Origin of the sequence: Halomonas sp. ML-15 (assembly GCF_014779595.1) — a bacterium.
Lineage (GTDB): Bacteria > Pseudomonadota > Gammaproteobacteria > Pseudomonadales > Halomonadaceae > Franzmannia.
In genome coordinates this window covers 317,308-331,269 of record NZ_JACXZT010000003.1, presented here as the reverse complement: position 1 = coordinate 331,269, position 13,962 = coordinate 317,308, and the positions used below count along the sequence as shown (strand labels likewise).

General features: G+C 63.7%; 12 protein-coding genes and 1 pseudogene. 3 read left to right on the top strand and 10 right to left on the bottom strand.

Annotation, left to right across the window (positions count from 1 at the left end; genetic code table 11):
• A pseudogene (locus IEI94_RS05275) lies at nt 1-109 on the top strand (IS5/IS1182 family transposase); the annotation flags it as partial.
• On the opposite strand, the gene IEI94_RS05270 reads toward IEI94_RS05275, so the two are convergent.
• The 5 genes from IEI94_RS05270 to IEI94_RS05250 form a co-directional block, all read right to left on the bottom strand.
• Nucleotides 106-1,776 carry a methyl-accepting chemotaxis protein gene (locus tag IEI94_RS05270; RefSeq protein WP_191166226.1) on the bottom strand — a complete coding sequence of 557 codons (1,671 nt, stop codon included), beginning with the start codon at nt 1,774-1,776 and terminating at the stop codon, nt 106-108. The pseudogene IEI94_RS05275 and the gene IEI94_RS05270 sit on opposite strands and share 4 nt — an antisense overlap.
• Before the next feature lie 173 nt (nt 1,777-1,949).
• Nucleotides 1,950-2,669: an ABC transporter permease gene (locus IEI94_RS05265; RefSeq protein WP_224749936.1), complete on the bottom strand. Its 720-nt coding sequence runs from the start codon at nt 2,667-2,669 to the stop codon at nt 1,950-1,952.
• A complete protein-coding gene (locus IEI94_RS05260) occupies nt 2,666-3,628 on the bottom strand; it encodes an ABC transporter ATP-binding protein (RefSeq protein WP_191166273.1) in 963 nt (320 codons plus the stop codon). The genes IEI94_RS05265 and IEI94_RS05260 overlap by 4 nt, the downstream gene beginning before the upstream one ends.
• A 22-nt stretch (nt 3,629-3,650) precedes the next feature.
• Nucleotides 3,651-4,850 (bottom strand): ABC transporter permease, encoded by a 1,200-nt coding sequence (locus tag IEI94_RS05255; RefSeq protein WP_318153359.1) that lies wholly within the window; start codon nt 4,848-4,850, stop codon nt 3,651-3,653.
• Between the two features lie 5 nt (nt 4,851-4,855).
• Nucleotides 4,856-5,743, bottom strand: a complete 888-nt coding sequence (locus IEI94_RS05250; RefSeq protein WP_224749934.1) for an ABC transporter substrate-binding protein — start codon at nt 5,741-5,743, stop codon at nt 4,856-4,858.
• 76 nt (nt 5,744-5,819) lie between these two features.
• Between IEI94_RS05250 and IEI94_RS05245 the strand changes: the two genes are divergently transcribed.
• Nucleotides 5,820-6,827, top strand: a complete 1,008-nt coding sequence (locus tag IEI94_RS05245; RefSeq protein ID WP_191166223.1) for a DUF1853 family protein — start codon at nt 5,820-5,822, stop codon at nt 6,825-6,827.
• Between the two features lie 22 nt (nt 6,828-6,849).
• On the opposite strand, the gene IEI94_RS05240 is transcribed toward IEI94_RS05245, so the two are convergent.
• The 5 genes from IEI94_RS05240 to IEI94_RS05220 all read right to left on the bottom strand — a co-directional run bounded on the left by IEI94_RS05240 (nt 6,850) and on the right by IEI94_RS05220 (nt 13,230).
• Nucleotides 6,850-8,136 carry an allantoate amidohydrolase gene (locus IEI94_RS05240; RefSeq protein ID WP_191166221.1) on the bottom strand — a complete coding sequence of 429 codons (1,287 nt, stop codon included), beginning with the start codon at nt 8,134-8,136 and terminating at the stop codon, nt 6,850-6,852.
• A gap of 124 nt (nt 8,137-8,260) precedes the next feature.
• Nucleotides 8,261-8,581, bottom strand: coding sequence for a helix-turn-helix transcriptional regulator (locus IEI94_RS05235; protein ID WP_191166219.1), 321 nt, complete (start codon nt 8,579-8,581; stop codon nt 8,261-8,263).
• Complete coding sequence (locus IEI94_RS05230) at nt 8,578-9,924, bottom strand: type II toxin-antitoxin system HipA family toxin (RefSeq protein WP_191166217.1); 1,347 nt, start codon at nt 9,922-9,924, stop codon at nt 8,578-8,580. Before IEI94_RS05230 ends, IEI94_RS05235 begins: the two co-directional genes overlap by 4 nt.
• A 179-nt stretch (nt 9,925-10,103) precedes the next feature.
• On the bottom strand, nt 10,104-11,516 hold the full coding sequence (cysS, locus tag IEI94_RS05225) for a cysteine--tRNA ligase (protein ID WP_191166215.1): 1,413 nt from the start codon (nt 11,514-11,516) through the stop codon (nt 10,104-10,106).
• Nucleotide 11,517: 1 nt separating this feature from the next.
• On the bottom strand, nt 11,518-13,230 hold the full coding sequence (locus IEI94_RS05220; protein ID WP_191166213.1) for a glutamine--tRNA ligase/YqeY domain fusion protein: 1,713 nt from the start codon (nt 13,228-13,230) through the stop codon (nt 11,518-11,520).
• 164 nt (nt 13,231-13,394) lie between these two features.
• Here IEI94_RS05220 and IEI94_RS05215 point away from each other — a divergent pair, with 164 nt between their 5' ends.
• Nucleotides 13,395-13,892 (top strand): peptidylprolyl isomerase, encoded by a 498-nt coding sequence (locus IEI94_RS05215; protein ID WP_191166211.1) that lies wholly within the window; start codon nt 13,395-13,397, stop codon nt 13,890-13,892.
• Nucleotides 13,893-13,962: the final 70 nt, after the last annotated feature.

Genomic DNA, 13,962 nt, shown 5'->3' with positions numbered 1-13,962 from the left:
ACGGCGAATCGCCACGCGCTATGACAAGCTGGCCCGCAGCTTTCGCGCCATGGTATGCCTGGCTTGCATAGATCGTTGCCTACGTGCCGACTTTTCGTACAAAACCTAGAACGTGTCCCACTCCGGAGTAGTACGAGATGGCGCATGCTTGGCGCCCGTTACGCTTGCATCTGGCTGCTGCAAGCGCGGAGCCACGGACGCATTGGACCGTGTAGGAGCGCTGTGCTGGGCACGGGCAAGCCGGAACGTGGCGACAAGCTCGGCCAGGGAGCTGGCTTCATGCTGCAGCGACGCGGACGCCGTGCTGGTTTCCTCGACCAGTGACACGTTTTCCTGGGTCGCGGAGTCCATCTCGGTCACCGCAGTGCTGATCTGGTCGATGCCGGTTTCTTGCTCTTTAGCCGCCAGCGCCAGGGCCTGCATCATGTCATTGACCTTTATCACCGCCTGATTGATGTCATCCATGCTTTTGCCATTCTGCTGGGCCTGATTGGCGCCTTCGATGATACGTTGGGAGATGTCCTCGATCATATGACGGATCTCTTTCGAGGAGTTAGACGTTCGGGTCGCCAACGAGCGGACTTCGCTGGCGACGACCGCGAACCCGCGGCCGTGCTCACCCGCCCGGGCCGCCTCGACCGACGCATTCAAGGCCAGTATGTTGGTTTGAAAGGCGATCGAGTCGATGACCTGAATAATCTCATTGATACGCTTCGAGCTCTCTTCCAACCCATGCATCAGTTGGCTGTTCTGATGGGACGTTTGCTGGCCGTTTTCGGCCTTGCGCGAGGCCTCCTGAGTCAGCCGTTCGGCCTGGCTCGCGGTCTCGGCGTTCTGGCGGACGATGGAGGATATCTCGTCCATGCTCGCCGCGGTTTGCTGTAGCGCCGCGGCCTGCTGCTCGGTACGCGATGCCAGGTCCTGACTACCACTGGCAATTTGCTGCGAACTACTGGCGACCGCTTCGCTACTCTGGTGCAGTGTGCCGATCATCTCTTCGAGGCGCTCCTGCATATTAGCCATCGCAGCATACAAGCGCCCCATCTCATTATGCCCTTTGGCATCTATGTCGCTGGTCAGGTCGCCTTTGGCGATGTTCTCACAAACTTGTACGGCACGCTGTAATGGTGAGACCAGCAACCGATTAAGCAAGCGCTGCATGACCAAATAAAGCCCGACGGCAACCACTATTAGTACCGCTACCGTTGCCAATAAGACCTGTCCATCTCTGACACTATCGGCATGTACCCGGCTGCCTCTTTCAAGGGCATAACGATTAAAGGTGTCAATTGCCTCGCTAAAGGCAACAAACCGCTGGTTTATAGGGTCAAGTTGGCGCTCGATGGCGTCGAACCGGGCGCTGTCGAGATCGCCGCGCAGCGCATCACTAACGACATGCTGGTATCCATCCACTATGTTGTCGATCAACACTCGCCGTTCGGAGCCTTCGGGCAGCGTGACATTGGCGAGCGAGTCGATTCGCGCATCGCTCCTGGAGAGCGCTTGGAGCGCTTCCTCTAGCGCCACCTGCGCCCTCTCGGGCCGATCGCTGCGGTAATGCTGTACCATCCTTTCCAGCCGCACACGCACTTCCATCAGGTTGGTTTCCGCCCGGTTGGCAGCGCTCGCCTGCTGGGCGCTGATCTGGTTGATTTCAGTCAGCACCTGAGCCGCTTCACGCTCTGCCATCATACCCATACCGCCCAATAACACGATCATACCAAGCAATAACAAGAGGGGGATCGCCACCATCTTCTTTACTGATATATTTTCCATTGAACTATCTCCACCTATTCCCCATGCGCCTGAATGGCGCATCGACTAGGAAAGAGAAAATTAGCAATATTTAATTCATATATATCTTATAAATAGCCCATCTTTTGTTGCCGACATTCTTGCCAAGTAACTGACAGTCGAGGCATATGATGAAGGGTTGCCAATAGCGGGGGTTAACGTAACTGCAGCCGCTCGAACAGGCTGTCCACGCACAGCGCCAGCAGCGCGATAAGCAGCGCCCCTTGCAGAATAAACGCCGTATTGCCGTTGACGATGCCGGCTATGATGGGATCGCCCAGGGTGCGTGCGCCGATGGTCGAGCCGATCGCCGCAGTGGCGATATTGATGGTGACCGAGGTGCGGATACCGGCCAGGATCACCGGCCGAGCCAGCGGCAGCTCCACCTGCCACAGAATCTGGCGCCCCGACATGCCCATACCGCGGGCCGACTCCATCACCCCCGGGTTGATGCCCTGAATCCCGACCAGGGTATTGCGCACGATCGGCAACAGCCCGTAGAGCACCAGCGCGACGATGGTCGGCGTGCTGCCGAAGCCGAGCACCGGCACCGCCAGCGCCAGCACGGCCACCGGCGGGAAGGTCTGACCGATCGACGCCAGCTGACCGACCAGCGGCAGGAAGTCACGCCCCCATTGGCGGGTGACCAGGATCGCCGCGCCCATGCCCACGACAATGGCGCACAGCGAGGCGACCCCGACCAGCATGAGATGGTTGACCACCAGGCTGGCGAAGCTGTCGCGCTGATAGATCAGGGTGCGGTTATCCGGGGCGATGAGCCGAAACACCCCCTCCAGCTGCGGCATCAGCAGCATCAAGGTCACCAGCAGCAGCGCCCAGGCCAGCGGCGTCCTCAAGCGATGCACCCCGCTCATGGCGTGGTATTCCGCTGAATCACGGCGTCCTGCAGCAAGAGGCTGCCGACCAGCTGCCCTTCCGCATCGTTGACCAGCAGGCTATCGACGCCGTGCCACAGCATCAACGACAGCGCCTGGCGCAGGCTGTCGTCGGCGGCAACGCTCAGCGCCTCCAGCGCCTGACCACCGCGCTGGGCGTCGGTTAGCGGACGCATGCGCTCGGCTACCCGGGTCAGGGCGGCGTGCTTGAGGCCGCGATCGCGACCACCCAGCAGCGACTCGACAAAGGCATTGGCCGGCGCCCGCAGTAGTTCAGCGGCACTGCCCTGCTGGACGATGCGCCCTTCATCCATCACCACGATGCGATCGGCCATCTTGAGCGCCTCGTCCATATCATGGGTGACGAAGACGATGGTCTTGTGCAGCCGCGCCTGGAGGCGCAGCAGCTCATCCTGCAGACTCTCGCGGGTGATCGGATCCAGCGCGCCGAAGGGCTCGTCCATCAGCAAGATCTCGGGGTCCGCGGCCAGCGCGCGGGCCACCCCGACACGCTGCGCCTGGCCGCCGGAGAGCTGGTGGGGGTATTTACCTGCGAACTCGCCCTCGTCGAGCCCGAGCAGTGCCAGCAGCTCGCTGACCCTGGCGGCGATGCGCGCCGCCGGCCAGCGCAGCAGTCGTGGCACCAGACCGATATTGCGTGCCACCGTCCAGTGGGGAAAGAGCCCGGTACTCTGGATGGCGTAGCCGATCCGGCGGCGCAGACGCTGCTCGTCGACCTCGCGAATCTGCTGGCCGTCGATGCGAATCTGCCCGGCACTGTGCTCGATCAGGCGATTGATCATGCGCAGGGTGGTCGACTTGCCGCAGCCGGAGGTCCCCACCAGCACACAGAGCTCACCGCGGGGAATGGCCAGCGTGATGGCGTCCACCGCAGTGGCATCGCCGAAGCGCTTGGTGACCGCATCGAGTTCGATGATGATCGGCGCGCTTGCGTCCCGATCAGCCATGGGCGTCTCCCCTTCCTTGAGCGCGGCGCAGCTGCTCGGCCAGGGCACTGAATAGCCCATCCACCAGCAGCGCGATAAGAATGATCGGCAAGGCCCCCAGCAGCACCAGATCCATCGCCGCCTGTCCCAGGCCCTGGAAGATAAAGGTCCCCAGCCCGCCGGCGCCGATCAGCGCTGCCACGGCGGCCAGGCCGATGGCCTGAACCGCGGTGATGCGAATCCCCTCCAGCATCACCGGCAGCGCCAGCGGCAGTCTCACCTGCCAGAATACCTGCCCAGGGCTCATGCCCATGCCGCGGGCGGCATCGGTGACCTCGGAGGCCACCTCATCGAGGGCCACGTAGGCGTTGCGGGTCATCGGCAGCAGGCTATAGGCGACCAGGGCGATAAACGCCGGCGCCCAGCCGATGCCGCGAATCCCCAGGTCCCCCAGCCAGGTAAAGCGTGCGGCGAGATAAGCCAGCGGCGCCAACAGCAGCCCGAACAGCGCCAGGCTGGGAATCGTCTGCAGCACGCTGAGGACGCTGAAGGTCCCCCGCCGCAACCCCGACCAGCGGCGCATGGCCAGCGCCAGCGTCGCCGCCAGCAGCAGACTGACGCCCACCACCGCGGCCACCAGCAGCAGGTGATAACGTAGCGCGGCATGGAAGGCCGCACTGCGGCCGTGGTACTCGCGCATCAGCGCCAGGCTGTCGAGCCCGCCACTCATCAAGGCGGCGAATAGCGACAAGGCCAGGGCCAGCGTCAGCCCCCAGCGCAGCAGCGGCGCCAGCGCCAGGCGGTTGAGCAACTCCAGCAGCGCCAGCAGCAGCACGAACAGCAGTGCCCACCAGCCGGCGCCCAGCCCTATCCGAGCCGAGGTCATGCCAGGCTCGAGCTGCTCGGCGGCCACCGCCACCAGCGCCCACGGCAGCAGCGCCAGACACAGGCCCACCAGCACCAGGGACAGCGTCAATGCACGCCGTGTGGGTCGCCACGCCAGCCAAGCCAGGGCGGCGAGGAGGAGCAGCACCGCGGCCAGCGCCAGCGGCCCGCCCAGCGACCACAGCGTCAGGCCTTCACCGGGCATGATGCGGTTGGGCTGCACACTGACCAGTGGCAAGCCGAGCGCTACCGTCGCGGCCAGTACCATGAGCACCAGCAGCACCGGATTGGGTGCCGTGGCTGGCGGTGCCGTGTTTACATTACCCACGTCGCTCAGAGACCGTCGAGAAACTCACTGGCGACCTGGCGTGGATCGGCGCCTTCGACCGCCACGTCACCGTTGAGGCGCTGCAGGGTCTCCAGGTCGAGGGCCTCGAAGAGCGGTGTCAGCAGCGACTCGATCTGCGGGTAAACCTCGAGCACCTCCTGGCGGATAAGCGGCGCCGGCTGATAGACCGGCTGAACCGCCAAGGTATCCTCGAGCACCTTGATATCCAGCGCATTGAGCCCGCCATCGGTCCCGTAGGCCATGGCGGCATTGACGCCGTTGGTCTGCAGCGCGGCGGCACGCAGGGTGGCAGCGGTGTTGCCCCCCGACAGCACCACCAGCTGGTCGGAACTCAGCTCGAAGCCGTAGGCCTCCTGGAAGGCCGGCAGCGCCGCCTCGGACTCGACGAACTCGGCGCTGGCGGCAAAGATGAACTCACCGCCGTCGGCCAGGTAGTCGGCCAGGTCCTCGAGGGTCTCGAGGCCGTGCTCGCGGGCCACATCGCCGCGTACGCTCATCGCCCAGGTATTGTTGGCATTGGCGGGTGTCAGCCATACCAGGCCGTTGCGATCCAGGTCCAGCGCCGCCACTTCGCCATGGGCCGCCTCCGCATCCCGCCACAGGTCGCTGTCGGCCATGTCGAAGAAGAAGGCCCCGTTACCGGTATACTCGGGATAGATGTCGATCTCGCCAGCGATGATCGCCTCGCGTACGATGCTGGTGCCACCCAGCTGGGTGCGATCCTCGACCTCGATGCCGGCCCGCTCCAGACTGAGCAGGATCAACTGGCCAAGCACGGAGCCTTCGGTATCGATCTTCGACGACACCACCACGGGATCGTCGGCCTGGGCGCTGCCCAGGCTCAGCAAGCCGCCGGCCAGTACGGCACTCATCCACGTCAAGGTCCTGTTCATTGCAACCGCTCCGGTGTCAAATAGGTGTGGGCTCAGTATTAAGGAAGCTAGCCGCATGTGCCAGACGGATGATCAACGCCTTATCGCACGCTACACCCACCCCCTGGTACGCGACCTGGCTTGGCTGATCACCGCCCCCGACCTGCTGGCAATGCCATGGCCCGGGCGGCCGTCGCAGGAGGAGCTCGGCCTTTCCGACGCAGCCCTCACGGCGTATCTCGACGCCCAGCAGCACGCTCCCCAAGCGCTGGAGCAACGCATTGGCAATAGCGTCGGCGGCCGCCTCGGCCACTACCATGAGCGGCTCTGGCAGCACCTGCTGGCGACTGCCCCGGGCACCCGCCTGATCGCCCACAACTGCCGCATCGAACGCGACAAGCGCACCCTGGGCGAGCTCGACCTGATCTACCAGCGTCGCGATGACGGGCGTTTAGTGCATCTCGAGGTGGCCATCAAGTTCTACCTTGGCCTGCTGGAAGGCCCCGGCGGCGCCGATAGCCAGGCGCGCTGGATCGGTCCCGGCTGCGTCGACAGCCTGGCGGTCAAGCGACAGCACCTGCATGACCACCAGCTGCCGCTGCTCAACCGCATCAGCGATGCCGAAACCCTCGCTCAACTGCTCGGCTCAGCGGATCTGGTCGAGCTCGCCCTGGCAGTCGGTATCGAACAGCGCCTGGCGATTCCCGGCGCGCTCTTCTACCCCCTGAACTCTTCACAGGCAGCCGATGCCTCTGCCGTCGCCGCCCCCCGCGAGGCAACCAGCGCCCATCTGCGCGGCCAGTGGCTGCCGGCCTCTGCGTGGGCCGCCTTCCGGCAGCGGCTCGATGCCAACACCCGCGGCGCCTGGCTCAGCAAGCCCCACTGGCTAGCGCCGCCCGCCTTCGATCAACTGCTGCCGCTGACCGAGCTGGATAGCCATATCCGCGAGCACTTTGCGGCGGGCTCCGCGCCGCTGCCGGTGATGCTGCACGGCGCCGCTGGCTGGCGGCGGCTGTTTGTCGTCGCCGACGACTGGCCGCGGCGCATTCCGCTGCCGCCATGCACTCGGCTCTCCTGCGGCTAGTCACGCGGGGCAACACCACCGCTTATGTGGAAGCGCCCTGAGCGCCGGGCGATCGACACTCATCCTCGGCCAGGTCGGTCACGAAGCGCGCCAGTACCTCCAGCGCCACGCCGAGGTCACTGGGCTGGATGGCTTCATCGGGGTGGTGGCTGATGCCCCGCTCGCAGCGCAGGAACAGCATGCCGATATCGCACAGCGCCTGCATCGCCAGGCCATCGTGGCCAGCGCCGCTGAACAGGGTGCGGGTAGTCACGCCACTGGCCGCCACCGCCGCCTCGAGGCGCCGCACCAGAGTGGCAGAGCACTGCACTGCGGCCTGTTCATAGATCAGCTGCTGGTCGAGGCGCAGATCGAGCCCAGCGAGCGTGGCATCGATGCGCGCCAGCAGGGTCTCGCGGGCAGCCAGCCGCGTGGCATCGTCGGGGGAACGCAGCTCGATGGTGAGATCGGTGCGCTGCGGAATCACATTGACGCCGTTGGGTGAATTGCCGATCTTGCCCACCACGCCGACCAGCTCATCCGTCTCCTTGCACAGCTCATCGACTAGGCCGATCACCCGGGCGGCGCCCACCAGCGCATCCTGGCGCAGATGCATCGGCACCGTGCCGGCATGACCCGCCTGACCGTGCAGGCTCAACTTATGACGCTCGATGCCGGTGATCGCGCTGACCACGCCGATCGGCAGCCCCTCGGCCTCGAGCTGCGGGCCCTGCTCGATATGCACCTCGACGAACCCCAGTACGTCGCCCGGCGGATAGCGGTCGTTGGCGATACGCTCCGGGTCACAGCCGAAGTCGATCAGCGCCTGGCGTAGGGTCACCCCCTGGTCGTCCTGGGCGTCGAGCATGGCCGGCTCAAAGCCACCGGCCAGCACCTTGGAGCCAAGCAGCGTCGAGCCGAAACGGGTACCCTCCTCGTCACTAAAAGCCACCACATCGAGGTGAAACGGCAGCGCAATGGCGTGATGATCGAGGTAGTGGACCAACGCCAGGGGCAGCAGAACGCCCATGATGCCGTCGTATTTACCACCATGGGGCACGCTGTCCTGGTGGGAGCCGAGGAGCAGTGTGCGAGCGTCGGGGTTGGCACTGGCATAGCGGCCGATCAGGTTGGCGCCGTTGTCGCTGCGCACCGTCATACCGGCGTCCCCCATCCAGCCGCTCAGCATCTCCAGCGCCTCGCGGTGCTCGCGGGTGGCGCACAGCCGGGTGACGCCATTGCAGTCCGGATCATCGGTCTCGCTGACCTGGGCGATCTGCTCCAGCCACTGCCAGGTTAGCTCGCCGGCCTGTTGGTAGGTGAGACTCATGTTGTCGTCCTGGTGGGAGCTGGCTACGAAGCGCCAGCCTATTTATCATGATAAATAGGCTAGTGAATAGATGGAGATGCTGTCAAACCGCGCCCCACACGACAGCGGGCTGGGCGCTATCGTGTCATGCATCGCGTGGCGACGCCTGCGCAGCCTCCAGCGCCTCATGCAGCAGCGCCGTTTGCCGCGGTAGCAGTCCCACCCGCAGGCCGAGGGGGCGGAAGACGCGATTCATCACCGCCAGTGACACATTGCCTCTGTCACCCTCCATGTCGGAGAGGGTGCGGCGGCTTACGCCCACCAGGCTGGCGTACTCCTGCTGCGACAGGCCCAGCACCTCACGACGCAGCTTGCGCAGCAGCTGCCCTTCACTTATCTCGCCGGCAAGCAGGCAGCGCAGCGCCGCCAGCAGCTGCCCTTCACGGTCCTTTTGCCCCGCTCTCATTGCAGCCCCCAGCGCACCAAGCGCTCGTCGAGTGACGCCAGCCCCACCGCCGGCATGCTGAGAATCCGCTCAGGCACGCCGCGTTGACGTAGCCGCTCCTCCAACCCCATCAGCTCGGCGGCCAGCTGGCGCAGCGCGCTCATCAGGCGCTCAGCGGGGATCAGATCGTCCAGCGCAGCGGCGATCGCGGACCAATCGTACTCGCCGCCCTCCTCGAAGGGTGCCCCCCAGCGAGTAGTGCGCGTTATGCCCTCTGGATCCGCCTTCATTGGCGCGACATCGAACATCGGCGCCAGCCAGATCCCCTCTGGCCGCTTGATAAGGGCGGTATTGCGACCGTGGTTGTCTGAATTACCGAACGCCACATTGATCAGATCGCGCTTCACCCACTCGATCACGAACGCCTCCCGATCGAAGTGCTCGTTCAGCTCAACCACACGAAACTGATCTTCCAGGCGCGACACCAGGCGGCGAATCACCTGGAAATGATTCAGATGGCTGCCGGCGGACGTCTCGAACAGGGAGTAGACGGATTCCAGGCCGTGGCGCACCAGCCGGTCCCCGCGCCATTCGGTATCGAAGCGTGGCAGCCACAGGGACGGATAGCGCTCTCCCTCGATCAACCGCATGCCAGCGGTGGCGATGGTATCGACCCCCAGCGCCGCTAGCTCCTGATAGTAGTGATACTCCGCGCGCAGGATATCGCAGTCATCCTGACTGCGCCGACCGCGTGGAAACTTCACCAGCAAGTACTCATCACGCTGATGCGGATCGTCCTGCCAGGTGTCGATCCATACCTCATCATCCGCGCTCCGCCTCAACAGCAGTTTAGGCGCCTCTCCGCCGGCGCCCGTGGCACCGCCTGAAGCGGCGCCCATCTGCTGGGCGTACTCGAGAAAGTCGGTATCCCTCTCGACCACGCTGGCCAGCGCGAAGCGCCGTTCACGTAAGCCTGAGCCGCCAGGCAGGGTCGGCACGGCCTCCTTGATACGCAGATTGCCGACCGGCGCGATGGTGCCCTGGGCAAGCAGTCGGCTGTCCTGCTCACCGACAGGTAGCGCCTGCAGTCCCAGTTGCTCGACCCAGTATCGCCGGCTGGCACCCGCGGGCATGATATCTTCCAGGAAGCCGAACCAGCTCTTACCACGATGCGTCATCATCAGTTCTACGGGCAGATTCAAACTGCAGGCATGCTCGTCGTCTCGAAACATCCAGTCGAGTGCATATTCCTGCCGATAGCGCAGGCCTGCCCGACCACGAATACCCCGCTCGGGCTCCGGCAGTTCGAGTTCGGCAACATCTTGCCAGTGCTGATTCAGATAGAGCTGAAGTGTCAGATGCATGACGCCCTCAATGAGCAATATAGCGCTCAAAATATAGCAGATAACCCATGATTTGAGCAGTATATCACTCAATAATTACTGATCAGCGCCATTTTGAGCAATATATTGCTCACTCAGAAACCTAGACGCCCGATCCACTCAGGGTGGATCGGGCGTCCGTTGACATCTCGCGTGAAGCGCTATGCAGGGTCGTCGGCGCTGGCCAATACCCAGGTCGTACCCTCACGGGAGTCCTTGAGTTCGATCCCCAACGCCGCCAGCTCATCGCGAATGCGATCGGCGGTGGCGAAGTCCTTGGCCTGCTTGGCCGCGGCACGCGCCTCGATACGCGCCTCGATATCGTCGACAGGCAGCGGCAGCGCGGTATCGCCGCCCTTGAGAAAGCGCGCCGGGTCCTGCTGCAGCAGGCCAAGCACGCCGGCCAGTCGCTTGAGCCCCACCGCCAACCCGGGGGCCGACTCGGGTGCCTCCTTCCTGGCCCGATTCAGCTCACGCACCAGGTCGAACAGCGCAGCCAGCGCCACCGGGGTATTGAAGTCGTCATCCATGGCGGCGTTGAAGGCGCGCTGAGCCTCGACCAGCGCCTCACTGTCGGCCTCTTGCACCCCTTCCAGCGCCAATCCGTCGAGGGCGGTATAGAAGCGTTCCAGCGACTTGCGCGCTTCAGACAGCGAGTCCGGCGCGTAGTTGATCGGGCTGCGGTAGTGGCTGGCCACCAGCAGGTAGCGCACCACCTCAGCGTCGTGGTGCTCGAGGACGTCGCGGATGGTGAAGAAGTTACCCAGTGATTTGGACATCTTCTCCTGATTCACCCGCACCGCCCCGGCATGCATCCAGGTATTGACGTAGCGCTTGCCGGTGGCCGCCTCGGATTGGGCGATCTCATTCTCGTGGTGGGGGAAGGTCAGGTCCGGCCCACCGCCGTGAATGTCGAAAGTCTCCCCCAGGCAGCAGGTCGACATCGCCGAGCACTCGATGTGCCAGCCGGGGCGCCCCTCGCCCCAGGGCGAGGGCCAGCTCGCCTCGCCCATCTTGGCCGCCTTCCACAGCACGAAGTCGAGCGGGTCCTCCTTGTGCTCATCGACGTCGACCCGGGCACCGGAGCGCATCTCATCCAGGTCACGGTTATTCAGCTTGCCGTAGCCCTCGAACTTGCGCACTCGGTAGTAGACGTCGCCGTTGTCGGCGGCGTAGGCGTAACCCTTGTCGATCAGCGTCTCGATCATGGCGATGATTTCGGCCACATGCCCAGTGGCGCGGGGCTCGGCATCCGGGCGCGCAACGAACAGCCGCGCCTCGTCCTCATGCATGGCGGCGATCATGCGCTCGGTGAGCGCGCTGATGCTCTCGCCATTCTCGTCGGCACGCTTGAGAATCTTGTCGTCGATGTCGGTGATGTTGCGCACGTAGGTGACATCGTAGCCGCGGGCGCGCAGGTGGCGGGTAATCACATCGAAGGCCACCATCACCCGGGCGTGGCCCAGATGGCAGTAGTCGTAGACGGTCATGCCGCATACGTACATGCGCACACGTCCCGGCTCGATGGGAGTAAAAGCTTCCTTGCGCCGCGTCAGCGTGTTGTAAATCTGCATATCAGCCCTTCTTCTGACCTGGCGCCTGCTTCTGGGCCTCTTGCCTCTGAACCTTGGCCCATGTGTCTTTCAAGCCAACCGTGCGGTTGAACACCCGCTTGCCATCGCGGCAGGCGTGGCGATCGGCGCAGAAATAGCCAACCCGCTCGAACTGAAAGCGTGCTTCGGGGGTGGCATCGGCCAGGCTCGGCTCACCGATCGCCTGGCACACCATCAGCGACTCGGGATTGAGATGTTCGAGAAAATCGGCGTCCTTGTCCTTGTCAGGCTGCTCGACCAGGAACAGGTTGTCGTAGAGGCGCACCTCCATTGGCACGCCATGGTCGGCGCTGACCCAGTGGATGACACCCTTGACCTTGCGCCCTTCGGGATTCTTGCCAAGGGTGTCGAAGTCCACCGAACAGTGCAGCGCCTCGATCTCGCCGGCGGCGTCCTTGATCACCTCGTCGCAGCGAATCACGTAGCTGTTGCGCAGGCGTACTTCCTTGCCCGGCGCCAGACGGAAGAACTTCTTGGGTGGCTCCTCCATGAAATCGTCATGGTCGATGAAGATCTCGCGGGTAAAAGGCACCTTGCGCAGGCCCAGGTCGTCACGCGCCGGGTGGCCAGGCACCTCATAGAGCTCTTCATGCCCCTCAGGGACATTGGTCAGCACTACCTTGAGCGGTTTGAGCACCACCATCGCCCGCCGCGCATTGTCCTCGAGGTCCGAGCGGATCGCGTGGGTCAGCATGGCAATATCCACCAGGCCGCCGTCGGCACGGGTCACGCCGATCATCTCGCAGAACTTGCGGATCGAGGCCGGGGTATAGCCGCGCCGGCGCATGCCGGAGATGGTCGGCATCCTGGGATCATCCCAGCCGTCGACGATCTGCTTATCGACCAGCAGTTTGAGCTTGCGCTTGGAAGTCAGGGTGTAGGCGAGATTGAGTCGCGCAAACTCGATCTGACGCGGCACACAGGGCACCGGCAGATTGGCCAGAAACCACTCGTAGAGAGGTCGATGATCCTCGAACTCCAGAGTACAGATCGAGTGGGTCACCCCCTCCAGCGCATCCGACTGACCGTGGGTATAGTCATAGGAGGGATAGATCTTCCACTTGTCGCCGGTCTGATGGTGCTGGGCGTGGCGAATACGGTAGAGGATTGGGTCGCGCAGGTTGATATTTGGCGACGCCATATCGATCTTGGCCCGCAGCACCTTGGCGCCCTCGTCGAATTCGCCATCGCGCATACGCTCCAGCAGGTCGAGATTCTCCTCCACGCTCCGCTCGCGATAGGGACTCGGCTTGCCGGGCTCGGTCAAGGTTCCACGGTACTCGCGGATCTGATCCGGCGAGAGATCGTCGACATAGGCCTTGCCCTCGCGGATCAAATGCTGCGCCCAGGCGTAGAGCTGGTCGAAGTAGTCCGAGGCGAAGCGCACCTCACCGGCCCACTGAAAGCCCAGCCACTCGACATCGGCCTTGATGGCATCGATGTAGGCCTGCTCCTCCTTGGCCGGGTTGGTGTCGTCGAAACGCAGATGACAGTCACCACCAAACTGCTCGGCAAGCCCGAAATTCAGACAGATCGACTTGGCGTGCCCAATATGCAGAAAGCCATTGGGCTCTGGCGGAAAGCGGGTGACGATCTTGTCGTCACGACCGCCCTCGATCTCGTCGCGAATCTGGTGACGAATGAAATTCGGCGCGCTAGTAGTATCGGTGGTCATGGTGTAGGAGCAAACCTCTGGTTGGCGCGAAGGCGACCGCCTCACCCCAAGGCGGGTAACTACCCTCTCCTTGTGGCTTCGCGTGTCGATGCAAAACGGCTATTATAGCGTGACGCAGACGCGCTACGCCAAGGCGCACCCTTACAGACTCTCAGGAAGCTCACATGATCGTTCTGCAGACCAATTTCGGTGACATCGTTGTCCGCCTCGAGCACGACAAGGCCCCCAAGACCGTCGCCAACTTCGAACAGTACGTCACCGACGGCCATTACGACGGCACCCTGTTCCATCGCGTCATCGATGGTTTCATGGTCCAGGGCGGCGGATTCGACACCGATTTCAATCAGAAGCCGACTCGCGATCCGATCGAGAACGAGGCGGACAACGGCCTCAAGAACCTCACCGGGACCCTGGCCATGGCGCGCACCCAGGATCCACACTCCGCCTCCGCACAGTTCTTCATCAACATCGCCGACAACGACTTCCTCAACCACAGCGGCAAATCCATTCAGGGCTGGGGCTACTGCGTGTTCGGCGAAGTCGTCGAAGGCATGGAAGTGGTCGAACGCATCAAGGAAGTACCGACCACCCGCCGCGGCATGCATGCCGATGTCCCCACTGAAGACGTGGTCATTCAGCGCGCCTACCTGAAGGACGCCTGAGCCCGATATTCGAGTGAAGCGCCCGCCACCGCGCGGGCGTTTTATTTCGCCTATGCCCGCGGAGCCATGC

What these genes read in the sequence shown, in the direction of transcription:
- IEI94_RS05250 (WP_224749934.1), bottom strand. Translation starts at nt 5,743, where the DNA reads ATGAGTGCCGTACTGGCCGGCGGCTTGCTGAGCCTGGGCAGCGCCCAG.
- cysS (WP_191166215.1), bottom strand. Translation starts at nt 11,516, where the DNA reads ATGCAGATTTACAACACGCTGACGCGGCGCAAGGAAGCTTTTACTCCC.
- IEI94_RS05230 (WP_191166217.1), bottom strand. Translation starts at nt 9,924, where the DNA reads ATGCATCTGACACTTCAGCTCTATCTGAATCAGCACTGGCAAGATGTT.
- IEI94_RS05265 (WP_224749936.1), bottom strand. Translation starts at nt 2,669, where the DNA reads ATGAGCGGGGTGCATCGCTTGAGGACGCCGCTGGCCTGGGCGCTGCTG.
- IEI94_RS05240 (WP_191166221.1), bottom strand. Translation starts at nt 8,136, where the DNA reads ATGAGTCTCACCTACCAACAGGCCGGCGAGCTAACCTGGCAGTGGCTG.
- IEI94_RS05270 (WP_191166226.1), bottom strand. Translation starts at nt 1,776, where the DNA reads ATGGAAAATATATCAGTAAAGAAGATGGTGGCGATCCCCCTCTTGTTA.
- IEI94_RS05220 (WP_191166213.1), bottom strand. Translation starts at nt 13,230, where the DNA reads ATGACCACCGATACTACTAGCGCGCCGAATTTCATTCGTCACCAGATT.
- IEI94_RS05215 (WP_191166211.1), top strand. Translation starts at nt 13,395, where the DNA reads ATGATCGTTCTGCAGACCAATTTCGGTGACATCGTTGTCCGCCTCGAG.
- IEI94_RS05245 (WP_191166223.1), top strand. Translation starts at nt 5,820, where the DNA reads ATGTGCCAGACGGATGATCAACGCCTTATCGCACGCTACACCCACCCC.
- IEI94_RS05235 (WP_191166219.1), bottom strand. Translation starts at nt 8,581, where the DNA reads ATGAGAGCGGGGCAAAAGGACCGTGAAGGGCAGCTGCTGGCGGCGCTG.